The sequence below is a fragment of the Streptomyces mesophilus genome (assembly GCF_040300965.1).
GTDB classification, from domain to species: Bacteria; Actinomycetota; Actinomycetes; order Streptomycetales; family Streptomycetaceae; genus Streptomyces; species Streptomyces mesophilus_A.
This window is the reverse complement of sequence record NZ_JBEPEW010000017.1, coordinates 24892-48660: the sequence shown is the minus strand read 5'-3', so window position 1 is coordinate 48660 and position 23769 is coordinate 24892. Positions and strand designations below refer to the sequence as shown.

Sequence of the window (23769 nt, the reverse complement as noted above, 5' to 3'; positions counted from 1 at the left end):
GCACTCCCCGTCCAGCCCCTGTGGGCTGCTCGGCTGCTGGCTGCCGGTTCAGATCCTCTCCCCGTGTGGACCTGAACCGTTCGATCGAGCCCTGCTGTTGGTCGCGGCCGTCAGCCCTGATGCGACTCGTAGTGCGTCACCGCGTCGGCGGTGCGCCCCGCGCCGTAGACCCGCAGGAACTCTGCCAGTTCCGGATGGGTCGGGGCGAGTGCGTCGGCCGCCTCGATGATCTCGCCCGCGGACGAGACGGAACGCAGCAGCGACTGGATCTCGCGGACCACGCGCTTCACGGTCGGCGCCCCCACGCCGGCCCCCCGCGCCTGAGCGGTCGTGGTGAGCACCGCACCGCCCTGGTTCTTCTTGATCTCCTCCATGCGCTCGGCCGCTTCGGAGGCACTCACGCTGCCGTCCGCGACCTGTCCCGACAGATCCTGGAGCAGCTGTACGCGCTGCACCACGGCCGGGTTGCCGATCTTGGCCCGCTGGCCGCTCATCAACTGCGACAGCATCGGCGCCGACAGGCCGAGTACCGCCGCGAGCCGGGCCTGGTTCAGGCCCAGGTCTTCTATGAGCCGACGGAAGAGCGCCCCCAACGGCTCTCCGTACCAACTGCGCTGGAGCTCTCTGGCTCTCGCAGTGGCTTCCTGCTGCTCCGCATCCACGATGCGTCCTCCCCTTCGCTGGTGCGAACCTCGCGGTGCATCTTACGGAGAGTGGTCGCATAGGGGGAGCCCCAATCCTTTTGCGGGATCCGGGGGGTGACCCGGTACTCTTGTCTCCGACGCACGCGCGGGAAGGATTCTTCCGCGGCGCTTCCCGTCCCGGGGCCTTAGCTCAGCTGGTAGAGCGCTGCCTTTGCAAGGCAGATGTCAGGGGTTCGACTCCCCTAGGCTCCACAGACAAGACCCCGCCTGACCTGCGTATACGCGGTTGGGCGGGGTCTTTTTCGTTAGGTCGGCGGGCGGTTTTCGCTATGCGGTCCGGGCTCACGCCGCAGGATCGTCGGCCATCGTCATACGGGCCACGTGCAGCGCCAGATAGGAGACCTCGTCCTCGCTGAGCTGCTGGCCGAGCCGCAGTTCGACGATCGTCGCCAGCTGCTGTGCGGTGTGGGTGGCGTCCGGGTAGTGCTGGCGGATGCCCTTGCCGATGGTGGACTCGTGGCCCTTGAGCTGCCGGTGCTGCTGGATCCGTACGAAGAGGTAGCGCACGTGCGTGATGAACCGCGCGGCGTTCATCGACTGCTGCGACACGTCGAGTCCGTACCGCTCCCCCACCACCGCGAGCATCTGCTGGATGACGCCGGTCATCGTGTACGTGAAGGACAGATCGCCCGAGGCGAAGCCGGCGTTGACCAGATGGAGTGCGAGCGCGGTCGCCTCGGAGGGCTCCAGCTTCGGGTCCACGCGCTCGTTGATGGCAGCGAGCAGCCGCTCCGCCTGGGCGTACTCGGTGGCGTACAGCGTCTGGGTCTCGGCGCGCAGCGGGTACTCGATGACGATGCCCCGCGCGGCCCGGTCGAGGGCCCCCGCGACATGGTCGGCGACGGCGATGGCGAGCGTGGGGCGGGTGGACTCGCGGCCCTCGATACCGGCCTCGCCGAGGGCGATCACGACGGCCCGCAGGACCTCTTCGTCGATGAGGGCGAGGGTCTCGGCCACATGGTCGGGGTCGCGGCCGTCGGCCGGGACGAAGACGCGCACGATCAGGGAGGGGTCGATGACCGCGCCCTGACGGGAGTTGAAGCCGATGCCCCGCCCCGTGACGATGACCTCCTGGCCCTTCTCGTCGCGCGCGAGGACCACGTTGTTGTTGAGGACACGCAGCGTCTTCACCGCCGGCCCTCCTTCCCGTCCGTGATCAGGCTCTGTCCGATGATCTCGTACTTTCCTGCGGTCTCTTACCGTTTGCTCATCTATGCCTCATCCTCTCCGACACGGCGCACGCACGCGTCCACGAGGGGAAGCGTGCGTGCGCCGGACCGGATGGCGGTGACTACCGCCGTACGGTCACCACGGGGGCGCCGACGGCGACGTCCTGCCCGGTGTGCGGCTCGACCGAGGCGAGGTCCGCGGTGTTGGTGACGGTCATGAGGGTGACGGTCGGGTGCTTCGCGGCCCGTACGGCGTCCAGGTCGACCTCGACGAGCAGGTCGCCTGCCGAGACCTGCTGACCGGACTCGACGCGGACGTCGAAGCCCTCACCCTTCATCTGCACGGTGTCGATGCCGACGTGCACGAGCACCTCGACACCGTCCACGGTGCGGATGCCGAAGGCGTGGCCGGTCTCCGTGGTGGTGACCAGTTCACCGTCGACAGGGGCCACGATGTGGCCGTCGGCCGGCTCGATGCCCACGCCCTCGCCGAGTGCGCGGGAGGCGAAGACCGGGTCCTTGACGTCGTCGAGGCTGACCACGTGGCCCGCGACGGGTGCCGTGAGTTCGATGCCCGTACCGGCTGCGACGCCGACGGAACCCGCGGTGGAGCCGGCAGCCGCGGCGGAACCACCGGTGGCGGACGCGGACTTGGCGGCGGAACCACCGGCCGCGGACGTGACCTTGGCGGCGGCACCGACGCCGACGAGCTCGCGCGCCTCGACCTCGGCGGTCTCGACGTTCGGGCCCTCGGCCGGGGTGCCGGCCGCGGCCGCCTCGGCGGCGTCGCGCTCGGCGTTGGCCTGGGCGCGGTCCTCCTTGGTGCGGAAGTCCGAGAAGTAGACGAGTGCCATCGAGGTGAAGAAGGCCGCACCGATCGCGATGACGTACGTGACCATCGGGTCGAAGACCGGGATGGTGAGCAGCGAGGTGAAGGCGAAGGCGTCGGTGTCCACGCCGCCCATGACGCCGACGATGACGCCGCCGACGAGGCAGCCCACGAGCATGCGCGGGTAGATCCGCTTGAAGCGCAGGTGGATGCCGTAGAGCGAGGGCTCGGAGATACCGCCGAACAGACCCGCGGCGAGCGCGCCGGTCGCGGTCTGGCGCATCTCCTTCTCACGGTGGCGGACCGACAGGAGCAGCACACCGGCGGTGGCGCCGAAGCAGGCGAAGTTCCATGCGCCCATGGGGCCCTGGATGAAGTCGTAGCCGAGGACGCTGATGTTCTGCAGCATGAGCGCGTTCAGCGGCCAGTGCAGACCCAGCGGCACCAGGAACGGGTAGATCAGCGGGATCATGATCGCGAAGACGATCGGGGCGTTGTTGTTCATCCAGGACAGGCCCTCACCGAGGCCGTTGCCGGCCCAGACGCCCATCGGGCCGATGAGGAAGGCGGTCACCGGGATCATGATCAGCATGCTGAAGAACGGCACGAACACCATGTGCACGTTCTCCGGGAAGACCTTCTGCAGACCCTTGTAGACCAGGGCGAGCACGGCGACCATCAGGAGCGGCACGAAGACCTGGCCGCCGTAGTCGTTCAGCTGCATCGGCAGACCGAAGACCTTCGCCACACACTCCTGGGTGCCCAGGGTGTCGTTGACGGTGCAGGTGATGCCGGGGATCCCGGAGTCCTTGTTGAGCATGCCCGTGAAGTTCGGGGTCATCACCGCTGCCATGACGGCGGCGCCCACCCACGGGTCGATCCGCAGCTTCTTGGCCGCGTTGTACGCCACCATGATCGGCAGGAAGTAGAGCACCGAGCGCCACATGGCGTCGACGAACACCCAGGTCGCGGACTTGTCCTCGGCGCGGAAGTCGACGTAGCCGAGGGCGTCGAGGACCGAGGCGATCGCGATGATCAGCGAGGAGCCGAGGAGCACACCCATGAGCGGGCGGAACGAGTCCGAGAGGTACTCGAAGAAGTTGTCGACCCAGGCGAACTTGCCGCGGCTCTTGGCCCGCATCTCGGCCTTGACGTCGGCGTCCGACTTCGGCTTGGCAGCGCCGCCCTTGCTCATCGACGGCAGGTTCATGATCTCGGAGTAGACGCGCGAGACGGCGCCGCCGACCACGATCTGGAAGCGGTCGCCTGACTGCGGCACCGTGCCCATGACGCCCTGGAGGGAGTCGAGCGCGGCCTGGTCGACCTTCGTTCCGTCATGGAGCTGGAAGCGCAGCCGCGTCGCACAGTGCGTGAGGCTCTCGATGTTCTCGGCACCGCCGACACCGCGGAGAATGCTCTCCGCCAGCGTCCCGGGTCCCGCCTGGGGTGTGCTCATGATGCGTCCTTGCACCTTGCTGCTTGGTTTTGGGCAACAAAAAAGGCCCGGGTCGCGCACGCGGCGCTACCCAGGCCTTGCCTCTCCTCAAGCGGCCGGCCTCCGTGGCATCGCGCGGGGCGATGACGGTGGACGTCCTCGGAGAGTAACAATCCTGTGATCGAGATCGATCGACATCACGTTAACCCGCGCGCAACCCATGTTTCACGTGAAACGGGCGTGAGGTGAAGCACACATAAAGGGGCGGGAGACCCAGCCGGCCTCCCGCCCCTCGATGTTCGCGTCGTCCTCAGGCCCTGTCATCCGGGCGCTGCGGCGACCAGTTCCCGTCGTCCGCCTCGGCCTCGGCCTGCTTGGCCTGGACCTCGGGGTCGAGGAGTGCCTGTCCGCTGCCGTCCACCGACGTCAGTGTCGTCGAACCGGTGTCCGCGACCTCGGTGGGTGCGGGCGGCTCGACCAGCCAGTCCGGGTTGGCCTGCTTGTCCCACCACTTCCAGGCGGCAAGCGCGGACAGGCCGATCGCGCCCACCACGGCGAGCCGCTTCATGAAGCGGCCGGCCGAGGCCCGGCGCTCATGGCGGCGCACCAGACGCTGGATCTCCTGGGACGAGACCTGGCCGCGCAGAGCGGCGACGGCCGCCGTACTGCGGTCGACCGCGGCGTCCTTGACCGGCCCTGCGGCCGCGACGGCCTGCTCGACCTTCGGCCGGGTGTACTCGGCGGCCTGGCGGGCTGCCCGGCGGGTGCGCTCGGCGGCCTCCTGGGCGGCGGAGTCCACCTTCGGCGGGACATGGGCGCGTGCCTGCTTCAGACGCGGCGCGACATGGGAGCCGTACTGGGTGCGCGCGGTGTCGGCGGTCAGGTGTGCGGCGTCGGAGACCACGGGCGCGAGCCGTACGCGAGCCTCGTGCGCGTAGTGCGCGGCCCGGTCCTTCGCCGTGCCGGCGTAGGGCGCCACCGCTTCCGCGGCGTGCCGCACAGTCTCCTTCGCCGAGCTGGCCGCGGCACGCGCGCTGTTCTTGCGGGTCACGGGATCCTCCTCCTCGGTGGCGTACGGTATTTCACCTTTCCACCCTTTTAGGGATCATGCCTGTCGGCTGGCGCCCCGGCATGTGCGGGCGGGCATCCGGGTCACGGCCCAGGCGCCCGCGCAGAAACCGGGTGCCCACAAAGAAACAAGCGAATCAGGCGCCGAGCAGATCCACGGGTATCGGGTGATCTTCGGGCATTGCGGTGCAAGGGGAGCTTGCGGCAGACAATGCCACGGATCGGCGCGATGCGCGCCCTTCCGGCGAGGACTCGTGCAGGGATCGGCCAGGACTTGTCGCGTTCCTCTCCCCGAAGGCCCCTGCGTGCGAGGATTCTGGGCGTTGGACGCGACAACGGAAGGCACACCGTGGCTGAGCAGCTGTACGCCACCCTCAGGACCAACCAGGGCGAGATCGAGATCCGGCTGATGCCGTTCCACGCGCCCAAGACGGTCCGCAACTTCGTCGAGCTCGCCACGGGCGAGCGGGAGTGGACCCACCCGGCCACCGGCACCAAGTCCACGGACAGGCTGTACGACGGCACGTCCTTCCACCGCGTGATCAGCGGCTTCATGATCCAGGGCGGCGACCCGCTCGGGAACGGCACCGGCGGCCCGGGCTACGAGTTCGCCGACGAGTTCCACCCCGAGCTGCGCTTCGACCGCCCGTATCTGCTGGCCATGGCGAACGCGGGTCCGGGCACCAACGGCTCGCAGTTCTTCATCACGCTCGCCCCGACGACATGGCTGAATCGCAAGCACACCATCTTCGGCGAGGTCGTCGACGGGCCCAGCCGCAAGGTGGTCGACGCGATCGCGGCCACGCCCATCAACCCGGCGACGCACCGCCCGGTCAGCGATGTGCTCATCGAGTCGGTCGTGGTCGAGAAGCGCTGAGCCGAGCCCACGGAATGCGCTGAGGGAACCATTTCGCCCCGCCCATCCGTAAGGATGAGCGGGGCGGTGTCGTTGCTTCCCATGCCTTCGTACGGAGATTGAGGGGACCCCATGGACCAGGTGCCAGGCAGCCCGCAGCAACCCCAGGGCGCCTCCGGCCTGCCCGGCTGCTACCGGCATCCGGACCGCGAGACGGGCATCAGCTGCACCCGGTGCGAGCGGCCGATCTGTCCGGAGTGCATGGTCAGCGCTTCGGTGGGGTTCCAATGCCCGAACTGTGTGCGGGAGGGGTCGGGGACGGGGCATGCGGCCACGGCGAATCAGCCGCGGACGATTGCCGGCGGGACTCTCGTCGCCGACACCCGGATGGTCACCAAGATCCTCGTTGTGATCAACCTGGCGGTCTTCCTCGCGATCCAGGTCGGCGGTGACCAAGTCGTGGACCGGCTGGTGCTTATCGGCCAGGCCTGGGACCCCGCGCTGGGGGAAGTCGTCGGCGTCGCCGACGGCGAGTGGTACCGCCTGATGACGTCGGTGTTCGCGCACCAGGACTTCTCGCACATCGCGATGAACATGCTGCTGTTGTGGTTCCTCGGCACCCACCTCGAAGAGACCCTCGGCCGGACGCGCTATGTGGTGCTCTATTTGATCTCCGGCCTTGCGGGCAACGCACTGGCGTACTTGATGCTGGCAGCGGACCAGCCCTCGCTCGGAGCTTCGGGAGCGGTCTACGGTCTGTTGGGCGCCACGGTTGTCCTGTTGCGTCGGCAGCAGCAGAACCTCGTGCCCATCGGCATCCTTGTCGTGATCAGCCTTCTCGCCCCGTTCTACAGGGACGGCATCGCCTGGCAGGCGCACGTCGGCGGTCTGATCGCCGGCGTCATCGTTGCGTTCGGCATGCTGCACGCACCCCGCGAACGCCGAGCCCTCATCCAGTGGGGCACCTGCGCCCTGGTCCTGCTGATCACCGTGGCCGTCATCCTGATCCGGACCTCCGAGCTCACCTGAGCGCGCAATTATCCACAGCGAGTGCCGGATCTTGTGCATTACGTGGGGAACGTACGTGCCCCTTGTCGCTGACCTGGGTTTGCCCAGCAAGGGCAAGGTGTGTACGTGCCTGCGAATGGCCCCGCGCAGTCGTACCGGCGTCAACCTCGGAAGAGTTATCCACAGATCTGCTGAGTAGTGTGCTTACTTATCCAGAGCTGTGGATCAGCCTGTGGATAACTCTATGGAGGGCTAGGGGCAGGGCTTGCGCTAGCGCAGTTCCTTGGGCGGTGTCCGCCGCGAGTCCACCTTCTCGATGCGCTCCAGCTCGCCCCACACGATGTACCGGTACTTCGACGTGTAGACCGGCGTGCAGGTCGTGAGCGTGATGTAGCGGCCGGGCTTCTTCACACCCGATGCCTTCGGGACCGCGTTCAGGACGTCCACGTTGTACTTCGAGGTCTCGGGGAGCGACTTGTAGACCTTGTAGATGTACCAGCGGTCCTTCGACTCGAAGACGATCGCGTCGCCGTTGTCGAGCTTGTCGATGTTGTGGAACTTGGCACCGTGCCCGTCCCGGTGCGCGGCCAGCGTGAAGTTGCCGTTCTCGGCCTCGGGGAGCGCGGACTTGACCGGGTCCGTGTAGTACCCGGCGACACCGTTGTTGAGCGTCTTGAGGTCGGTGCCCTTCTTGACCAGGATCTCGCCGCTCTTCATCGCCGGTACGTGCAGGAAGCCGATGCCGCCCTTGGTGTCCCGGGCGCCGGGGCCGCCGTCGTCGCGGCCGGCCCAGTCGTTGCGTACCGCGTCGCCCTGCTTCTGGGCCTCGCGGTCGGCGAGCACGTTCGTCCACCACAGCGAGTAGACGACGAACAGACCGAGCACCAGGCCCGCGGTGATGAGGAGTTCACCGAAGACCATGACCGCCGTGGCGATGGGTCCGCGGCCGCGGCGGGCCCGTGCGGGAGCAGAGCGCTGCGTCTGCTCCCCCTGGTCGGTGGCTACCACTGTCTCCCTGCCCCGTCGTCCCGCGCGCCTGGGGCGCCGGGTCTGCTGTGTGCCGTACGGCCGTAAGTGATCTGCCGTATGAGATGTGCGGTCTATTCAACCAGCGCGCTGGGCTTGCCCTTGTCGCGAGGCCGTTCCTCGGCCAGCTGCCCCCAGACGATCATGCGATACGTGCTGGTGAACTCCGGCGTACACGTGGTCAGCGTGATGTACCGGCCCGGCTTGGTGAAGCCCGAACCCTTGGGGACCGGGTTCAGGACCGAGACGTTGTCGGGCGTCGTCTGCGGCAGGATGCTCGCCATCTTGTAGACGTAGTACGTGTCCTGCGTCTCGACGATGATCGGGTCGCCCGGCTCGAGCTTGTTGATGTAGCGGAACGGTTCGCCGTGGGTGTTGCGATGGCCGGCCACCGCGAAGTTGCCCTTCTTGTCCCCGGGCATCGCGGTCTTGATGCTCTCCTCGCCGTAGTGCCCGACCATGCCGCGGTCGAGCACCTTGGGCTTGCTGATGCCCTCGGCGATGGGCACGACCACATCGAGCTTGGGGATGTACATGATGGCGAAGCCCTGGCCGGGCTCGAAGGCGCCGGGCTTGCCCTTGCCGTTCGCCCAGCCCTCCTCGATCTTGTTGCGCTCGGCGCCCGCCTGCTGGCCGGCGAGGACGTTCGTCCACCACAGCTGGTACGTGACGAACAGCAGCATCAGGACGCCGATGGTGATGAACACTTCGCCGAGCGCCCGGCTGGCGAGCACCGCGGGGCTCGGCCGCTTGGCGCGTTCGGCGCGGCGGGCCTCCAGGCGCGAGAGGCCCGGTACTTGGCGCCTCAGGGCCGCGCGCCGGGTGTCGGAGGTGCGCAGACCGACGGTCTCGTCGTCGCCGGGGCGTTCGGTGTCCGCGGCGGTGTGGCTCGGACGCGGGTCGTCAGCGATGCGGTGCATCGGGCGTGAGCCGCCCGCGCCGGACCGCTGGCGCAGGCCGATCGTCTCGCCGGAGACGGGTGGCGGTGCGGTGGCGCCGAGGCTCACGGTCTCACCGGAGACGGCCGGCACCGACTGCGTGTGGTCGTACATCGCCTCGTAGGCGGCGGCGTCCATGGGCGGCCGGTGGGCGGCGGCCTGCGATATCGGGTCCTGGTACGTGGGCGGCCGGGTGTCGTATGCGGGGTTCTGCCCGCCGCCGTACGCCTGGGAGTTGTCGTACGAGCCGGCGTACCCGGGGTCGTAAGCGGAGCCGTACGAAGAGCCGTCCGCGGAGGAGCCGTACGCCGCCCCCTCACCGTGCCCCGTCCCGTACGACGTCGGCCCGGGCCCCTGCTCCCCGTACCAGTCCCGCTGGTACCCCTGCGGGTCGTACCACTCCTCCTGCGGCTGGGCGGCGGGTGCCTCGGGCTGGGGAGCGGCCGTGCGGAACCAGGGCGAAGGGTGCCGGCCCGGCAGCGGATCGTTCAGCGGATCGTCGAGCCCGTCGACCGCGGCCTCGAACGAGGCACGGTCCCCGTACGCATCGTCGTGCGGGGAACCGCCCTGTTCGGGACGCGTGGAGGTCACGCCGAGGCCCTGCCCACGACGGGTGCGAGGCCTTCCGAGCGGGCCACCGCCTCCGTGTCGCCGCACTGCACCAGCCAGTTGGCGAGCATCCGGTGACCGTGCTCGGTCAGTACGGACTCGGGGTGGAACTGCACGCCTTCGACCGGAAGTTCACGGTGGCGAAGGCCCATGATGATGCCGTCCTCGGTGCGCGCGGTGACCTCGAGCTCGGCCGGGAAGGCGGCCGGCTCGGCGGCGAGCGAGTGGTAGCGGGTCGCGGTGAACGGCGAGGGCAGCCCGGCGAAGACACCGGCGCCCTCATGCCGTACGAGCGAGGTCTTGCCGTGCAGGAGCTCCGGCGCGCGGTCCACTACACCGCCGTACGCGACGGCCATGGACTGCATGCCGAGGCAGACGCCGAAGACCGGAACCCCGGTCGCGGCGCAGTGCTTGACCATCTCGATGCAGACACCGGCCTGTTCGGGCGCACCGGGACCCGGCGACAGAAGGACACCATCGAAGTTGTCCTGGGCGTGCGCCGTGGACACCTCGTCATTGCGCACGACTTCGCACTCGGCGCCCAGCTGGTACAGGTACTGGACGATGTTGAAGACGAAGCTGTCGTAGTTGTCGACGACGAGGACGCGGGTGGTGCGCGAGCTCACAGGACCACCGGCCCCACCGGGGTCACGGCCCCCATGCCTTCGTCGACCGTCACGTCATTGAACGGAAGCAGCGGCTCCGCCCACGGGAAGACGTACTGGAAGAGGAGGTAGACCACGCCGAGCACCAGCACGAGCGAGAGGAGTGCCTTCAGCCAGGCATTGCCCGGCAGGTGCCGCCAGATCCAGCCGTACATGCTGTCCCTTCCGTAGACGTACGCCCGTCCCTTCCGTTGACGTACGCCACCAGCCTAACGGCGCAGCGCCTCGGGTTTCCCGGCGTCCACAGGCTGAGTGGAATCAAGATGTGCCCAGACGATCAGCCGGTGGCTGTGCCCCCACTCGGGCTCACAGGTCGTCAACGTGAGATAACGGCCAGGTCCGTCGAAACCGGACTTACGCGGCACCGGGTCGATCACGGCCACGTCGCCGGGCAGCGTCTTGTACGGCTTGTTCGTGTCGATCCGGTAGGTGAACCAGGTCCGCCCGTCGTTCAGGACCACCGCATCGCCCTTGCGCAGCTTGGGGAAGTCCTTGAACGGGTCGCCGTACGTGCGCCGGTGGCCGGCCACCGCGAAGTTGCCCTTCTGGCCGAGCTGCGCGGTGCTCGCGTAGTGGCCGAGGCCCTTCTTCAGGGTGCCGGTCTTCGTGTTCTCCAGGACGGGCTTGGTCCAGTTGTCGCCGAGCCGCGGGATGTACATCACGGCGAACGGCTTGCCGTCCTCGTACGCATCCGGCGGCGGCGGGTTCTCGTCGTCCGTCACATCGCTGCTGCCGCCTGCGGCTTCGAGCTCCGCGCCGGTCATCGCGCCGTTCGCCCAGCGGTCGTTCAGCTGGTCGATCTGGCTGTCCATCGCGGCGTCGGCCTTGATGCCGGTCCAATAGAGGACATAGGTCACGAACAGCACGATCAACGCGCCGAAGGTGATGCACAGTTCGCTGAAGGTCCTGACGATCACTCGCACCGACACGGGCCGGTCCCTCCCCGACGGACGGCTACCTCGTTGTTCGACTGGCTCGTTATTCGACTGGGCTCGCGTAATGGAGATCCACTGTGCCCGAGTAGCCGGGAAGAGTCACTGCTCCCGGTTCGTCGACTTTCCAGCCGAGGCCGTACGCCTTCACGTAGAGCAGGTAGTTCTGGATCTCGGGGGAGGCGTTCAGCGCCTTCTTGAGCTTCCCGGGTTCGCCGACGGCCGTGATCTTGTACGGGGGCGAGTAGACGCGGCCCTGCAGGATCAGGGTGTTGCCGACGCAGCGCACCGCGGAGGTCGAGATCAGGCGCTGGTCCATGACCTGGATGCCCTCGGCGCCGCCCTTCCACAGGGCGTTGACGACGGCCTGGAGGTCCTGCTGGTGGATCACCAGGTCGTTCGGGGACGGCTCGGGGTAGCCGGGGAGCTTGGCCGTCGCGTCCGGCGGGGCGTCGGCCAGGGTGACGGAGACGGAGTCGCCGCGCAGCTTCTTGGTGCCGGCTTCCTTCTCCAGGGCCTTGAGCTTGGCCTCCTCCTCGGCGGAGGCGCCGTTGTCCCGCGCGGCGAGCGCGTCCACATCGCCCCGCAGCGAACCGAGATCTTCTTCGAGCCGGCCGTTTTTGTGGCTGCGCTCCTGAATCAGGTCGGAGAGCTTGAGCAGCGAGGCATCCGTACGGATATTGGTGCCTTTGGCGGTGTTGAAACTCGTGACAAAGATGAGTCCGGCGAGCGCGAAGACGCCCGCGGTGAGCACTCTCACCGGCCGCCGCCCCGATCGGCGGCCCTCGTCGGGGCTGTCGGCAGAATTGCTCAACGTACCCTTACTCCTTACGGCGCCGCGGAAGCACTACGCTAACGGACGCCCGGGGGAAGCAAGTGGTCCCCCATATGTGCCCCGCCCGCTCGGCGCGGCCAGCCACAACGTTCCCTGCGCGGCCACGCAGCGCATCGACAGGAGAGACCCTCGTGCCGAAGTCACGTATCCGCAAGAAGGCCGACTACACGCCGCCGCCGTCGTCGAAGCAGTCGACCGCCATCAAGCTGACCAACCGCAGCTGGGTCGCCCCGGTGATGCTGGCACTCTTCCTCATCGGCCTCGCCTGGATCGTGATCTTCTACGTCACGGACACCCGGCTGCCCATCGAGGCGCTCGGCAACTGGAACATCGTCGTGGGCTTCGGCTTCATCGCGGCGGGGTTCGGCGTCTCGACGCAGTGGAAGTAACCGTCTGCCGGACGGACCGCAGCATGTGAAAAGGGCCGGCCCCCTCCTTCTGGGAGGGGGCCGGCCCTTTGTCGTGCGTCCTGCCGGGTGCTACTCGTCCTCGCTGCGGCTGAGGCCGGACTGGCCGAAGATGCCGCCGTCGCCCCCGCCGTCGCCGCCATTGCCGCCGTTGCCGCCACCGCCGTCGGTGGTGTTGAGGCTCACAGGCGTACCGGAGGGAACCTGTGTGCCGCCGGGCGGGTTGGAGATCAGCACGATCGACTCGTCGTCACGCGGGCCGTTGATCTGGCCGACGGTGAGTCCGGCGTCCTCGATGGCCTTGCGCGCGTCCTTGAGCTTCATGGTCGCCAGTTGCGGCACCGCGACCTGCTCCTGCGCCTTCGCCACCGTCAGCGTCACCGTGGAGCCCTTGTCCACCGGGGTGTTCGCGGTCGGGGTCTGGCTGGTGACCTGGTTCTCGGGGACGTCGCCGCGCGGCTCTTCCCGCACCTCGACGCTGAACCCGAGGTCCTCGAGGGCCTTGCGGGCCTGGTCGAGCTGCTGGCCGACCACGTTCGGAACGGTCTCCTGCGCCTTCTCCTTGGCGACCGTGAGCGTGATCTCCGAGCCCTTCTCGACCTCGGTGCCCCGGGTCGGGTCCTGCTCGAGGACGGTCCCCGGTTCCTCGCCCGAGACCTCCTTCTGCTTGACCGTCACCCTGAGCCCGTACTCATCGCCCTCGAGCTTGTCGCGCGCGTCATCGATGTTGTCACCGATCACGCTGGGCACGGAGACCTTGGGCGCACCCGTGGAGACGACCACGCTGATGGTGTCGCCCTTTTCGACCTTGCCGCTCTTCGGGTCCTGGTCGCAGATCTGACCCTTGGGGTACTTTTCGCACTCCTTCTTGGTCGGATCGAGCTCGAGCCCCACGTTCGAGGCCTGCTTCTCGGCCGCCTGCAGCGTCTGGCCCACGAAGGTCGGGACGTCGAAGGGCTTCTCGGTGTCGTTCCCGCTGAACACCACGCGCCCGATCAGGATCGCGCCCACGAGCACGAGCACGCCCGCGAGCACGAGCAGGGCGGTCGAGGCCCCGCCCTTCTTCTGCCGGCGCCGGTCAGGGCGGTCGTCGTAGCCGTAGCCGCCGTCGTCCGGGTTCATCGGGGGCAGCATCGAGGTCTGCGCGCCGCCGTTCTGCGGGCGGAGCATCGCCGTCTGCTGGTCGTCCGGGTGGCCGCCGTAGCCGACCGCGCCCATCGCCGCAGTGGCCGCGACCGGCTGGCCGTCGAGGCAGGCCTCGATGTCGGCGCGCATCTCGTCGGCGGACTGGTAGCGGTAGTCGGGGTCCTTGGTCAGCGCGCGCAGGACGATGGCGTCCATCTCGGGCGTGATCTCGCCGTCGAAGACCGACGGGGGCTGCGGCTCTTCCCGTACGTGCTGATACGCGACCGCGACCGGGGAGTCGCCGACGAACGGCGGCCGTACGGTGAGCAGCTCGTAAAGCAGACATCCGGTTGAATAAAGGTCACTGCGCGCGTCGACCTGCTCGCCCTTGGCCTGCTCCGGGGAGAGGTACTGGGCGGTGCCGATGACGGCCGCGGTCTGGGTCATCGTCATACCGGAGTCGCCCATGGCGCGGGCGATGCCGAAGTCCATCACCTTGACCTGGCCGTTGCGCGTCAGCATGACGTTCGCGGGCTTGATGTCGCGGTGGACGATGCCGGCGCGGTGCGAGTACTCCAGGGCCTGCAGGATGCCGACGGTCATCTCGAGCGCGCGCTCGGGCAGCAGCTTGCGCCCGGAGTGCAGCAGCTCGCGCAGCGTCGAGCCGTCGACGTACTCCATCACGATGTACGGGATGGAGACCCCGTCGACGTAGTCCTCGCCGGTGTCGTAGACCGCGACGATCGCCGGGTGATTGAGCGAGGCGGCGGACTGGGCCTCACGGCGGAACCGGGCCTGGAACGACGGGTCGCGGGCGAGATCCACCCGGAGCGTCTTCACGGCGACGGTGCGACCGAGGCGGGAGTCATGCGCGAGGTAGACCTCGGCCATGCCACCACGGCCGAGCACCTGGCCCAGCTCGTACCGGCCGCCGAGGCGACGCGGCTCTTCCATAGCTACCTACCAGCCCTCTCCGTCAGTCCCGACCGCACCCATGTGTGGTCCGGCGGTGTGCTGTCCCGGCATACCGTACCGGCCCGCTCTAGCATGATCTGGCCGCAGCGGTGGTCTGATACAGGACCGGTACCGCAGTGACCGGCGTCACTTGCTCCCGTTGAGAACCGCCTGCATCACGTTCTTCGCGATCGGGGCGGCGAGACCGCCACCGGAGATGTCCTCGCGGTGGGCGTCGCTGTCCTCGACCACCACGGCCACCGCGACCGGCGAACCGTCCGCCGTCTTCGCATAGCTCAGGAACCACGCGTACGGCTTCTCGCTGTTGTCGATGCCGTGCTGGGCGGTACCGGTCTTTCCGCCGACCGTGGCGCCGGGGATCTGGGCGCTGGTGCCGGTGCCGGACTTGACGACGGTCTCCATCATGTCCTGCAGCTTCTGCGCGTTCTCCCCGGACAGCGGGCGGCTCAGCTCCCTGGGGCTGTGCCGCTCGATGGTGTCCAGGCCGGGCGACTTCAGCTCGCTGATCATGTACGGCTCCATCAGCCGCCCGTCGTTGGCGATCGCCGAGGCGACCATGGCCATCTGCAGCGGGGTGGCCGCCGTTTCGAACTGGCCGATGGACGACAGAGCGGTCTGCGGCCGGTCCATCTCCTTCGGGAAGTTGGACGCGGTGGCGCGGACCGGGACGAACTGCTCCTCGTTGAAGCCGAACTGCTCCGCGGTCTCGAGCATCTTGTCCTTGCCGAGATCCGAACCGATCTTGCCGAAGACGGTGTTGCAGGAGATCCGCAGCGCCTCGCGCAGCGAACCGTCCTTGCAGGTGGGGTAGTTCCCCTCGTTCTTCAGCTGGGTCCTGGTGTCCGGCATCGTCCAGGGCAGCGGCGACTCGGTCTTCTCGTCGGGGTCCGTGTAGAGCCCGTGCTCGAGTGCTGCCGCGGCCGTGACCACCTTGAACGTCGAGCCCGGCGGGTAGGTCTCGCGCAGCGCCCGGTTGAGCAGCGGCTTGTTCCTGTCGCTCTCGAGCGACGTCCAGGCCTTCTCGTCGTCCTTGCTGTTGCCGGCGAAGACCGAGGGGTCGTACGACGGGGTCGAGGCGAGCGCGAGAATCGCGCCGGTCGACGGGTCGATCGCGGCGACGGCGCCCTTCTTGTTGCCGAGACCCTCGAACGCGGCCTTCTGCGCGGCCCCGTTCAGCGTCGTGACGACGTTGCCGCCCTCCTTCTTCTTGCCGGTCACCATGTCGAGAGTGCGGCGGAAGAAGAGCCGGTCGTCGTTGCCGGTGAGGATGCCGTCCTCGAGCGACTCGATCTGGGTGGCACCGTAGGCCTGCGAGGCATAGCCGGTCACCGGCGCCCACATCTCGCCGTTCTTGTACGTCCTCTTGTACGCGAAGTCGCTGCCGGTGGTCCGCTCGGAACCGGTGATCGACTTTCCGTCGACGATGATGTCACCGCGCTTTTGCGCATAGCGCTCGATGAGCACGCGCCGGTTCTTCTCATGCGTACGCAGCTCGTCGGCCTTGACGTACTGGAGCCAGTTGTCGCGGATGAGCAGGGCGAGCACGAGCAGACCGCAGAACAGGGCGATCCGCCGCAGGGGCTTGTTCACGGGCTCCTACTCCATCGCCGGGCTCGTCCGTGAGGGAGCCGACTTTGCGCTGTGGGGGTTTGGTTCATTGAGTGCAGATCGTACATGATTTGTTTCGGTGCTTAAAAATTGGCATTTCTCTCAATGTGGACATCCGTTCAATTCGTTTCGAGGGGGAACTTATTTCGCCAATGCAATATTCTTTGTTTGCGATGAAGTGTGGACCCCGTGTAAAAAATGAACGCGGGTTGTCCGGTAAGGGGCTTCCGTGGCGGGCGTGACCGGCGCGGTGCTTGCATTCGGTGCGACGAGCGCATTTGCGACGTAGGCCAGTGAAATTCGCAGCTGCATTTCTATAAGTGCACGACTGATTTCTCCGGCAATGCCAGTGTGGATGTGCAGTTGGTTCGGGTGGACACCTTCCCGGACACTTACTACGACACCAAGCACTTCACGGAATGCTTCACGGGCGGTGCGGATCAGACGAGCACGGGTGTCTGGACCGGCCTCCCTGCGGGTGACTACCGGTTCTACATCAAGGCGATCAACAACGCGGATGTGAACGTCCTGGGCGTCGATAAGGTGACGGTCGACACCACTCAGGCCGACTGACGTTCTGTCCTGACGCCGAAACAAGTCGCCCCGCCCGGGATCCGGGCGGGGCGACTTGTTGTTTGCTCCTCGCCGACGGCTGCCGGCGACTCCGTCACGTGGGCCGGACCACCTGAGTCATCTCCGCGTCAGAGCTCGCCGCGGGGGCGGGCGCGGGACGGCGGGCTGTGTCGCTGATACGGATGAGGATGCCGATCAGGGCCCAGTTGGCGATCACGGAGGAACCACCGGCCGCCAGGAACGGCATCGTCATACCCGTCAGCGGGATGAGGCCCATGACGCCGCCGGCCACGACGAAGATCTGGATGGCGAACGCGCCGGACAGGCCGATCGCGAAGAGCTTGCCGAAGGGGTCGCGGGCGGCGAGGGCGGTGCGCACGCCGCGCTCGACGATCAGGCCGTAGAGCAGCAGGAACGCCATCACGCCCGCCAGACCCATCTCTTCGCCGACTGTGGCGAAGATGAAGTCGGAGTTGGCGGCGAAGCCGATCAGGTCGGAGTTGCCCTGCCCCCAGCCGGTACCGAGGACGCCACCGGAGCCGAAGGCCATCAGGGACTGGGCGACCTGGTCGCTCTGCTGCATGACCGTGTCGGAGAACGGGTGCAGCCAGGCGTCCACACGCGCTTGGACATGGCTTGCGAAGCTGGCGACGCCGACCGCACCCGCGGCCGACATCAGCAGGCCGATGACGATCCAGCTGGTGCGCTCCGTGGCGACGTACAGCATCACGATGAACATGCCGAAGAACAGCAGCGAGGTACCGAGGTCGGTCTCGAAGACCAGGATCATCAGGCTCATCGCCCAGATCGTGATGATCGGGCCGAGGTCACGTCCGCGCGGCAGATACAGACCCATGAAGCGTCGGCTGGCCAGGGCGAGGGCGTCGCGCTTCACCATCAGGTAGCCGGAGAAGAAGACCGCGATGATGATCTTCGCGAACTCTCCGGGCTGGATGGAGAACGGACCGAGGCTGATCCAGATCTTCGCGCCGTTGACCGCGGGGAAGAAGATCGGCAGAGCCAGCAGAACCAGCGCGACAGCCATCGAGATGTACGTATAGCGCTGCAGGATCCGGTGGTCCTTGAGGAGCAGCAGGATCGCCACGAACAGTGCGATACCGATCGCCGAATACATCAGCTGCTTGGGAGCGTCCGGGGTGAAGGAACCGAAGAGGTTCTCGGCACGCGCGATGAGTCGCGGTGACTGGTCGAGCCGCCAGATCAGCACCAGACCGAGCCCGTTGAGCAGCGTCGCCAGCGGCAGCAGCAGCGGATCCGCGTAGGGGGCGAACTTGCGCACCACAAGGTGCCCGACCGCGGCGAGCAGGCCGAGGCCGAGGCCGTAGCCGATCATGCCGGTGGGCAGCTCGTCGTTGACCGCGAGCCCCACGTTGGCGTACGCGAAGACGGGGATGAGCACGGCGAAGACAAGGAGTGCCAGCTCCGTGTTGCGCCTGCTGGGTGCGCCGATGGCACCGATCGTCGAAGTGTGTGTCGTACTACTACTCATGCCTGATGGGCCCCCTGCGCCCTAACTCCTGTCGCAGTTGCCGACCAGCTGCTGCTCCTCCTCGGAGAGGCTGGGGCCGGGCGTGGGTGAGGGCGCCTTGTTCGCGCTCTGGTTCTTGGTGCCGCCGTCGGTACCGCCGGCTTCGCCCTCGCCGGTGCGCGCGTTGTTCTCGTCCTCGGCCTTGCGCTGTGCTTCCTGCTTCTTGCAGGCGGACGCCTGGGTGCCGAGATCCTTGATCTTGTTGTTGGCCTCGGTCAGACCGCCGGCGGCGATCGTCGCCTCGACCTGCTTGCGCTGGTACGGCGGCAGGTACTTCAGCTCGATCTCCGGGTGGTCCTTCTCCACCTTGGACAGGCTGACCCAGGCCAGGTCCTGGCTGATGCCGCGGTACAGCGCGACATGGCCCTCGTTGGCCCCGACGTAGTACTGCGTCTGCGTCCAGCGGTGGCCCGCGTACAGACCACCGCCGATGACGCCGAGCACGATGACGAGGAAGAGCGATCTCTTGATCCACTTCCCGCGGCCGCCGCGCTTGACGAAGTCCTCGTCGCTGTACGCCCCGAAGCCGCCCTCGGGCGCGTACGCGTCCTGCTCGCCGGATCCGGGCGGTCCGAAGCCGCCGCCAGAAGGCTGCGGGGGAACCGGACGGCCGAGGCTCGCGGCGCGGCCCGCAGGGGTCTGCATGGCCCCGTTGTCCTGCAGCTGCTGCTGGTTCTCGGCCACGGCGCCCACGACGACGGGGGTGTCCGTGATGTGCCCGGCGAGGGTGTCGTTGCCGTCGATGTCGAGGACGTCGGCCACGATGCACGTGATGTTGTCGGGACCGCCGCCGCGCAGCGCGAGCTGGATCAGCTCCTGCACGGTGGCCTGCGGGCCCTGGTAGCTCGCGAGGGTCTCCTCCATGGTCTGGTGCGAGACCACACCGGAGAGGCCGTCGGAGCAGATCAAGTAGCGGTCGCCGGCGCGCACTTCGCGGATCGACAGGTCGGGCTCGACATGGTCGCCGCTGCCGAGCGCGCGCATCAGCAGCGAGCGCTGCGGATGCGTGGTCGCCTCGTCCTCGGTGATCCGGCCCTCGTCGACCAGGCGCTGCACCCAGGTGTGGTCCTGCGTGATCTGCGTCAGGACGCCGTCGCGCAGCAGGTACGCGCGGGAGTCGCCGACGTGTACGAGGCCGAGCCGCTGGCCGGTCCACAGGAGGGCGGTGAGCGTGGTGCCCATGCCTTCGAGCTGCGGGTCCTCCTCGACCATGACGCGCAGCTGGTCGTTGGCCCGCTGCACGGCGTCGCCGAGGGACGTCAGGATGTCGGAGCCCGGGATGTCGTCGTCGAGCGCCACGATCGTGGAGATGACCTCGGAGGAGGCGACCTCGCCGGCGGCCTGGCCGCCCATGCCGTCGGCGATGGCGAGGAGGCGGGGACCGGCGTAACCCGAGTCCTCGTTGCCCTCGCGGATCATGCCTTTATGCGATCCGGCGGCAAAGCGCAGTGACAGACTCATGCGCACCTGCCCCGTCGACTCAGACTCCGGGTACATCCGCACAGCGCCCACCCTCCGGTCGGGAGCGCGCTCAGACCCGCGGTGCGGGTCTGGTCGGCTCGCTCGCTCCGCTCGCTCATTCTCGTACTACTTCCGCAGCTCGATGACGGTCTTGCCGATGCGGATCGGCGCGCCAAGCGGGATCGGCGTCGGGGTGGTCAGACGGGTCCGGTCGAGATAAGTGCCGTTGGTGGACCCGAGATCCTCCACGATCCACTGGCCGCCCTGGTCCGGGTAGATCCTGGCATGCCTGCTCGACGCATAGTCGTCGTCCAGCACGATCGTCGAATCGTGCGCACGGCCCAGCGTGATCGTCTGGCCCTGGAGCGCGACGGTGGTGCCGGACAAGGTGCCTTCGGAGACGACCAGCTTGGTCGGCGCACCCCGGCGCTGGCGGCCGCCGCCGCTCTGCTGGCGCGGCGGCGTGGGAGCAGCCTGCTGCCGGCCCTGAGCCGGGCGCGCGTCGGCCCCCCGCCGCGCACCGCGCTGCGTGACTCGCGTGCCGAACAGGTCGCTGCGGATGACCTGGATGGCCACGAACACGAACAGCCACAGGACTGCCAGAAAACACAGCCTCATGACCGTCAGGGTCAGCTCTGACATTGCCCCCGCTTCACCCTTCGGCTTGTCGGTAAATGATCGTCGTACTGCCCACGACGATCCGCGAGCCGTCGCGGAGCGTAGCGCGGGTGGTGTGCTGCCCGTCTACCACGATGCCGTTGGTAGACCCGAGATCCTGGATCGTCGAGGGCGTTCCGGTCCGGATCTCACAGTGCCGGCGCGAGACGCCGGGGTCGTCAATCCGTACATCCGCCTCGGTGCTCCGGCCGAGGACCAGAGTGGGGCGGGAGATCTGATGGCGCTGGCCGTTGATCTCGATCCAGCGCCGCGTCTGGGCACCGGGGAGCGGGCCCGCCCCACCCTGCTGGGGGCGTGCGGGCGCCGGTCCGCGACCGCCGCCGGGAGGCGGGGCCGCGGGCATCGGAGGGGCGGCGGCCGGCGGGTAGCCGTAGCCGCCCTGGCCGCCCTGGGGTCTGGCCGGCGGTGCGGGGGCCGCCGGAGCGGGGCCCGCCTGCGAGGTGCTGGACGCCAGCGTGCGGCTGCGCACCCGGTACAGACCCGTGTCCAGGTCGTCCGCCTTCTCCAGGTGCACCTTGATCGGGCCCATGAAGGTGTAGCGCTGCTGCTTCGCGTAATCGCGCACCATGCCGGACAGCTCGTCGCCGAGCTGGCCCGAGTAGGGGCTCAGCCGCTCGAAGTCGGGCGGGCTGAGCTCCACGATGAAGTCATTGGGTACGACGGTCCGCTCGCGGTTCCAGATCGTCGCGTTGTTGTCGCACTCGCGCTGCAGGGCGCCTGCGATCTCGACCGGCTGGACCTCGGACTTGAACACCTTGGCGAAGGTGCCGTTGACCAGACCTTCGAGTCGCTGCTCGAACTTCTTCAGGACTCCCATGGGGCACCTCCTCCGTCGTTGTCGTCCTGGTACTGCTTACTGATCGTATCCACGCGCCGGGAAATCGGCTGGTTCCCCTTCTCTGCCCTGCGCAGGGGTGTCGCCTCTCACAACGGCCGGGGCCGCCGGTTGGTGCCACGTCTGCGCGACTGCGTCTCCGTATGTCCTCTACAGCTCTTGTGCCGCTCTTGTACCGCTCCTTGCGGGGGTCTCCCGCAGTGGTTCGGTGCCCGCGCCTCCACGGATCGTAGAGGGGGGTCCCAGACAGTGTCCCGCACTCGTGAAGCTCCCCTTCGGGGTGGACGGACGAGGACGTACGAACGTGGGGCGCGGGCAGTCCACAGAAGGCAGGTGCCCGCCCAAAGGGATGTGAACCCACCCTGTCCGGCGTGCTAATCTTCAGATGTCGCCAGGCGCTCCCCAGGGAGCGAGAAGCCAGACGGCAACACCCATGCGCGGGTGGCGGAATAGGCAGACGCGCTGGATTCAGGTTCCAGTGCCCGAAAGGGCGTGGGGGTTCAACTCCCCCCTCGCGCACAAATAGGGAAGCCCGGCATCGTGATCACGATGCCGGGCTTCTTGCTGTGTCCGCGTACGCCTCGGGTGTGGGGCTTGTCACGCGGGGCCTTGCCGCCTGCGGGCGCGTGGGGCTTGTCACGGAGCGGGGCGGCAGCCCGAACGGGCGTCTACGGCAGAGCAGCTCCCCAAGGCGGCCCTTAGGTTTCGCATATGGGACATTCCTCACTCCGCGCTTCTCTAGCGAAGACGACCTGAGCGGCCATGGGCGTCATCAAGGACCATCCGGAATTCGCGCTCTTCATCTCCCTCGCCCTGGGCTATCTCGTGGGCAAGCTCCGGGTCGGACCCCTCACCCTGGGCGGCATCTGCGGCACGCTGATCGTGTCCCTGCTGATCGGGGCGTGGACGAAGGCCTCGGTGTCGGACGATGTGAAGACCGTGTTCTTCGCGCTGTTCATCTTCGCGCTCGGCTACATGGCAGGGCCCCAGTTCTTCGCGAACCTGAACCGCAAGAGCCTGCGCTTCTTCGCGCTGTGCGCCATCGAGGTCGTCTGCGTCCTGGCCATCGCCATCGGCCTGGCCAAGGCGTTCGACCTGGACGTGGGTACGGCCTCCGGCATCCTCGCCGGCGCCGCCACCGAGTCCGCGGTCGTCGGTACGGCCACCGAGGCGATCGGCAAGCTCGACGGGCTGACCCCGGACCAGATCACCCAGTACCAGGGGCATGTGGCCACCGCGTACACCGTCTGCTATCTCTTCGGCCTGGTCACGATCGTCCTCTACACCAGCCAGATCATGCCGAGGCTGCTGCGGACCGATCTGCGGGAGGCCTCGCGCGAACTGTGGGAGCGGATGCGCGGCGGTTCCGGGACGCTCGAGCATGATGAGCGGCCCGCCCTGCCGGGTCTGGTCGGGCGTACCTATCTGGTGACCGCCGGGGACGGCCGTACGGTCGGCGACCTGGAGCAGGCCATGGGCGGCCGGGTCACCGTCGAGCAGATCAAGCGGGGCAGCAAGGTGCTCACCCCGTCGCCCGAACTCGAGCTGACGCTGTCCGACCTGGTCCTGATCGTGGGGCGGCGGGCCAATGTCATCGACGCCGGGCGCGAGGTCGGCGTGGAGACGCCCGGCGTGCCCGGGCTCGACTCCCCGCTGGCCACGACCCAGGTCGCCGTCACCGACAAGGCGGCCGAGGGCAAGAACATCGACCAGCTGCAGCTGGACCACCCGGAGTTCATCAAGGGCGGCGTCTACGTGACGGAGGTTGTCCGCGGTGATCAGGTGATGCCCGCGAACGGTGACACCGTGGTGCACCGGGGCGATGTGCTGTCGCTGACGGGTGCCCGTTCGGGCCTCGGCAAGCTGACCGACAAGCTCGGCGCGGTCGTCAAGAACGACGCGACCGACTTCATCTATCTGGGTCTCGGTATCGCGGTCGGTTCACTGATCGGGCAGATCGTGGTCAGGTTCGGCGATGTGCCGATGTCGCTCGGCACCGGCGGCGGCTGTCTGATCTCGGGGCTGCTCTTCGGCTGGTTCCGCTCCCGCAAGCAGACCTTCGGCGCGTTCCCGCCGCAGGCCGCGACCACCATCAAGGACATGGGCCTGGCGGTCTTCATCGCCTGCACCGGCCTGGTGTCGGGGCCGCAGGCCGGGCCGCTGCTCAAGGAGTACGGGGCGCTGCTGCCGTTCGCCGGGATCGCGATGGTCCTGATCCCGGCCACGATCTCGCTGATCGTCGGCCGCAAGCTCATGAAGATCGAGACGCCGCTGCTGCTCGGCGCCATCGCGGGCCAGCAGTGCTCCACGCCCGCGATCACGGCGATCACGCAGACGGCACAGAGTTCCGTGCCGATGCTCGGCTACACGATCACGTACGCACTCTCGAACTTCCTGCTGCCCCTGACCGGTCCGGTGCTCGTCGGGATTCTCGGTGCCTAGCGGCAAGGGCGCGCGCGTGGTGGCTTGCGGCGAGGAGGCACG

The 23769-nt window shown here is 67.9% G+C and carries 21 protein-coding genes and 2 tRNA genes; 7 read left to right on the top strand and 16 right to left on the bottom strand.

Features of this window, described 5'->3' with window-relative positions:
• Window positions 1-110: 110 nt before the first annotated feature.
• Entirely contained in the window at window positions 111-662 is a 552-nt protein-coding gene (locus tag ABT367_RS09260; protein WP_165333741.1) for a helix-turn-helix transcriptional regulator, read from the bottom strand.
• A 161-nt stretch (window positions 663-823) separates the two neighbouring features.
• On the opposite strand from ABT367_RS09260, the gene ABT367_RS09255 reads away from it, so the two are divergent.
• A tRNA-Ala gene (locus tag ABT367_RS09255) sits at window positions 824-896 on the top strand.
• A 90-nt stretch (window positions 897-986) separates the two neighbouring features.
• Here ABT367_RS09255 and ABT367_RS09250 read toward each other — a convergent pair.
• From ABT367_RS09250 to ABT367_RS09240, 3 genes are all read right to left on the bottom strand, one after another.
• Window positions 987-1835, bottom strand: a complete 849-nt coding sequence (locus ABT367_RS09250; protein ID WP_352251196.1) for a PRD domain-containing protein — start codon at window positions 1833-1835, stop codon at window positions 987-989.
• Between the two features lie 160 nt (window positions 1836-1995).
• Entirely contained in the window at window positions 1996-4158 is a 2163-nt protein-coding gene (locus tag ABT367_RS09245) for a glucose PTS transporter subunit IIA (RefSeq protein ID WP_352251194.1), read from the bottom strand.
• 289 nt (window positions 4159-4447) lie between these two features.
• Window positions 4448-5188, bottom strand: coding sequence for a DUF5324 family protein (locus ABT367_RS09240; protein WP_199551163.1), 741 nt, complete (start codon window positions 5186-5188; stop codon window positions 4448-4450).
• 366 nt (window positions 5189-5554) lie between these two features.
• Here ABT367_RS09240 and ABT367_RS09235 point away from each other — a divergent pair, with 366 nt between their 5' ends.
• Both ABT367_RS09235 and ABT367_RS09230 read left to right on the top strand, forming a co-directional pair.
• Window positions 5555-6082, top strand: a complete 528-nt coding sequence (locus ABT367_RS09235) for a peptidylprolyl isomerase (RefSeq protein ID WP_352251192.1) — start codon at window positions 5555-5557, stop codon at window positions 6080-6082.
• A 111-nt stretch (window positions 6083-6193) separates the two neighbouring features.
• Window positions 6194-7090, top strand: coding sequence for a rhomboid family intramembrane serine protease (locus ABT367_RS09230; protein WP_352251190.1), 897 nt, complete (start codon window positions 6194-6196; stop codon window positions 7088-7090).
• 249 nt (window positions 7091-7339) lie between these two features.
• Here the strand turns inward: ABT367_RS09230 and ABT367_RS09225 are convergent, their stop codons facing one another.
• From ABT367_RS09225 to ABT367_RS09200, 6 genes are all read right to left on the bottom strand, one after another.
• Window positions 7340-8077 carry a class E sortase gene (locus tag ABT367_RS09225; protein WP_352251188.1) on the bottom strand — a complete coding sequence of 246 codons (738 nt, stop codon included), beginning with the start codon at window positions 8075-8077 and terminating at the stop codon, window positions 7340-7342.
• Window positions 8078-8169: 92 nt separating this feature from the next.
• Window positions 8170-9624, bottom strand: coding sequence for a class E sortase (locus tag ABT367_RS09220; protein WP_352251186.1), 1455 nt, complete (start codon window positions 9622-9624; stop codon window positions 8170-8172).
• Window positions 9621-10268: an aminodeoxychorismate/anthranilate synthase component II gene (locus ABT367_RS09215; protein WP_352251184.1), complete on the bottom strand. Its 648-nt coding sequence runs from the start codon at window positions 10266-10268 to the stop codon at window positions 9621-9623. The genes ABT367_RS09220 and ABT367_RS09215 overlap by 4 nt, the downstream gene beginning before the upstream one ends.
• Complete coding sequence (locus ABT367_RS09210) at window positions 10265-10462, bottom strand: hypothetical protein (RefSeq protein WP_352251182.1); 198 nt, start codon at window positions 10460-10462, stop codon at window positions 10265-10267. Before ABT367_RS09210 ends, ABT367_RS09215 begins: the two co-directional genes overlap by 4 nt.
• Before the next feature lie 54 nt (window positions 10463-10516).
• Window positions 10517-11230 (bottom strand): class E sortase, encoded by a 714-nt coding sequence (locus ABT367_RS09205; RefSeq protein ID WP_352251246.1) that lies wholly within the window; start codon window positions 11228-11230, stop codon window positions 10517-10519.
• Window positions 11231-11285: 55 nt separating this feature from the next.
• The gene (locus ABT367_RS09200) at window positions 11286-12053 is read right to left on the bottom strand and encodes a DUF881 domain-containing protein (protein ID WP_352251180.1); all 768 of its coding nucleotides are present in this window, start codon (window positions 12051-12053) and stop codon (window positions 11286-11288) included.
• A 152-nt stretch (window positions 12054-12205) separates the two neighbouring features.
• Here ABT367_RS09200 and crgA point away from each other — a divergent pair, with 152 nt between their 5' ends.
• Window positions 12206-12463 (top strand): cell division protein CrgA, encoded by a 258-nt coding sequence (gene crgA / locus ABT367_RS09195; protein WP_165333752.1) that lies wholly within the window; start codon window positions 12206-12208, stop codon window positions 12461-12463.
• 90 nt (window positions 12464-12553) lie between these two features.
• Here the strand turns inward: crgA and pknB are convergent, their stop codons facing one another.
• Complete coding sequence (gene pknB, locus ABT367_RS09190; protein ID WP_352251178.1) at window positions 12554-14560, bottom strand: Stk1 family PASTA domain-containing Ser/Thr kinase; 2007 nt, start codon at window positions 14558-14560, stop codon at window positions 12554-12556.
• Between the two features lie 147 nt (window positions 14561-14707).
• A complete protein-coding gene (locus ABT367_RS09185; protein ID WP_352251175.1) occupies window positions 14708-16171 on the bottom strand; it encodes a peptidoglycan D,D-transpeptidase FtsI family protein in 1464 nt (487 codons plus the stop codon).
• Between the two features lie 369 nt (window positions 16172-16540).
• Here ABT367_RS09185 and ABT367_RS09180 point away from each other — a divergent pair, with 369 nt between their 5' ends.
• Entirely contained in the window at window positions 16541-16762 is a 222-nt protein-coding gene (locus ABT367_RS09180; RefSeq protein WP_352251173.1) for a hypothetical protein, read from the top strand.
• 94 nt (window positions 16763-16856) lie between these two features.
• On the opposite strand, the gene ABT367_RS09175 is transcribed toward ABT367_RS09180, so the two are convergent.
• The 4 genes from ABT367_RS09175 to ABT367_RS09160 all read right to left on the bottom strand — a co-directional run bounded on the left by ABT367_RS09175 (window position 16857) and on the right by ABT367_RS09160 (window position 21267).
• The gene (locus tag ABT367_RS09175; RefSeq protein ID WP_352251171.1) at window positions 16857-18272 is read right to left on the bottom strand and encodes an FtsW/RodA/SpoVE family cell cycle protein; all 1416 of its coding nucleotides are present in this window, start codon (window positions 18270-18272) and stop codon (window positions 16857-16859) included.
• 21 nt (window positions 18273-18293) lie between these two features.
• Window positions 18294-19808 carry a PP2C family protein-serine/threonine phosphatase gene (locus ABT367_RS09170; protein ID WP_434975432.1) on the bottom strand — a complete coding sequence of 505 codons (1515 nt, stop codon included), beginning with the start codon at window positions 19806-19808 and terminating at the stop codon, window positions 18294-18296.
• A 90-nt stretch (window positions 19809-19898) separates the two neighbouring features.
• Window positions 19899-20414, bottom strand: coding sequence for an FHA domain-containing protein FhaB/FipA (locus ABT367_RS09165; protein ID WP_352251168.1), 516 nt, complete (start codon window positions 20412-20414; stop codon window positions 19899-19901).
• A 10-nt stretch (window positions 20415-20424) separates the two neighbouring features.
• Complete coding sequence (locus tag ABT367_RS09160) at window positions 20425-21267, bottom strand: DUF3662 and FHA domain-containing protein (protein ID WP_352251166.1); 843 nt, start codon at window positions 21265-21267, stop codon at window positions 20425-20427.
• Between the two features lie 453 nt (window positions 21268-21720).
• On the opposite strand from ABT367_RS09160, the gene ABT367_RS09155 reads away from it, so the two are divergent.
• Window positions 21721-21804 (top strand) — tRNA-Leu (locus ABT367_RS09155).
• Between the two features lie 243 nt (window positions 21805-22047).
• Window positions 22048-23727, top strand: coding sequence for an aspartate-alanine antiporter (gene aspT / locus ABT367_RS09150; RefSeq protein ID WP_352251164.1), 1680 nt, complete (start codon window positions 22048-22050; stop codon window positions 23725-23727).
• The last annotated feature ends 42 nt before the right edge of the window (window positions 23728-23769 follow it).

Excerpts from the sequence above, each read along its gene's own strand:
- ABT367_RS09210 (WP_352251182.1), bottom strand. The coding sequence starts at position 10,462 with ATGTACGGCTGGATCTGGCGGCACCTGCCGGGCAATGCCTGGCTGAAG.
- ABT367_RS09160 (WP_352251166.1), bottom strand. The coding sequence starts at position 21,267 with ATGGGAGTCCTGAAGAAGTTCGAGCAGCGACTCGAAGGTCTGGTCAAC.
- pknB (WP_352251178.1), bottom strand. The coding sequence starts at position 14,560 with ATGGAAGAGCCGCGTCGCCTCGGCGGCCGGTACGAGCTGGGCCAGGTG.
- ABT367_RS09170 (WP_434975432.1), bottom strand. The coding sequence starts at position 19,808 with ATGTACCCGGAGTCTGAGTCGACGGGGCAGGTGCGCATGAGTCTGTCA.
- ABT367_RS09230 (WP_352251190.1), top strand. The coding sequence starts at position 6,194 with ATGGACCAGGTGCCAGGCAGCCCGCAGCAACCCCAGGGCGCCTCCGGC.
- aspT (WP_352251164.1), top strand. The coding sequence starts at position 22,048 with ATGGGCGTCATCAAGGACCATCCGGAATTCGCGCTCTTCATCTCCCTC.
- ABT367_RS09165 (WP_352251168.1), bottom strand. The coding sequence starts at position 20,414 with ATGTCAGAGCTGACCCTGACGGTCATGAGGCTGTGTTTTCTGGCAGTC.
- ABT367_RS09175 (WP_352251171.1), bottom strand. The coding sequence starts at position 18,272 with ATGAGTAGTAGTACGACACACACTTCGACGATCGGTGCCATCGGCGCA.
- ABT367_RS09245 (WP_352251194.1), bottom strand. The coding sequence starts at position 4,158 with ATGAGCACACCCCAGGCGGGACCCGGGACGCTGGCGGAGAGCATTCTC.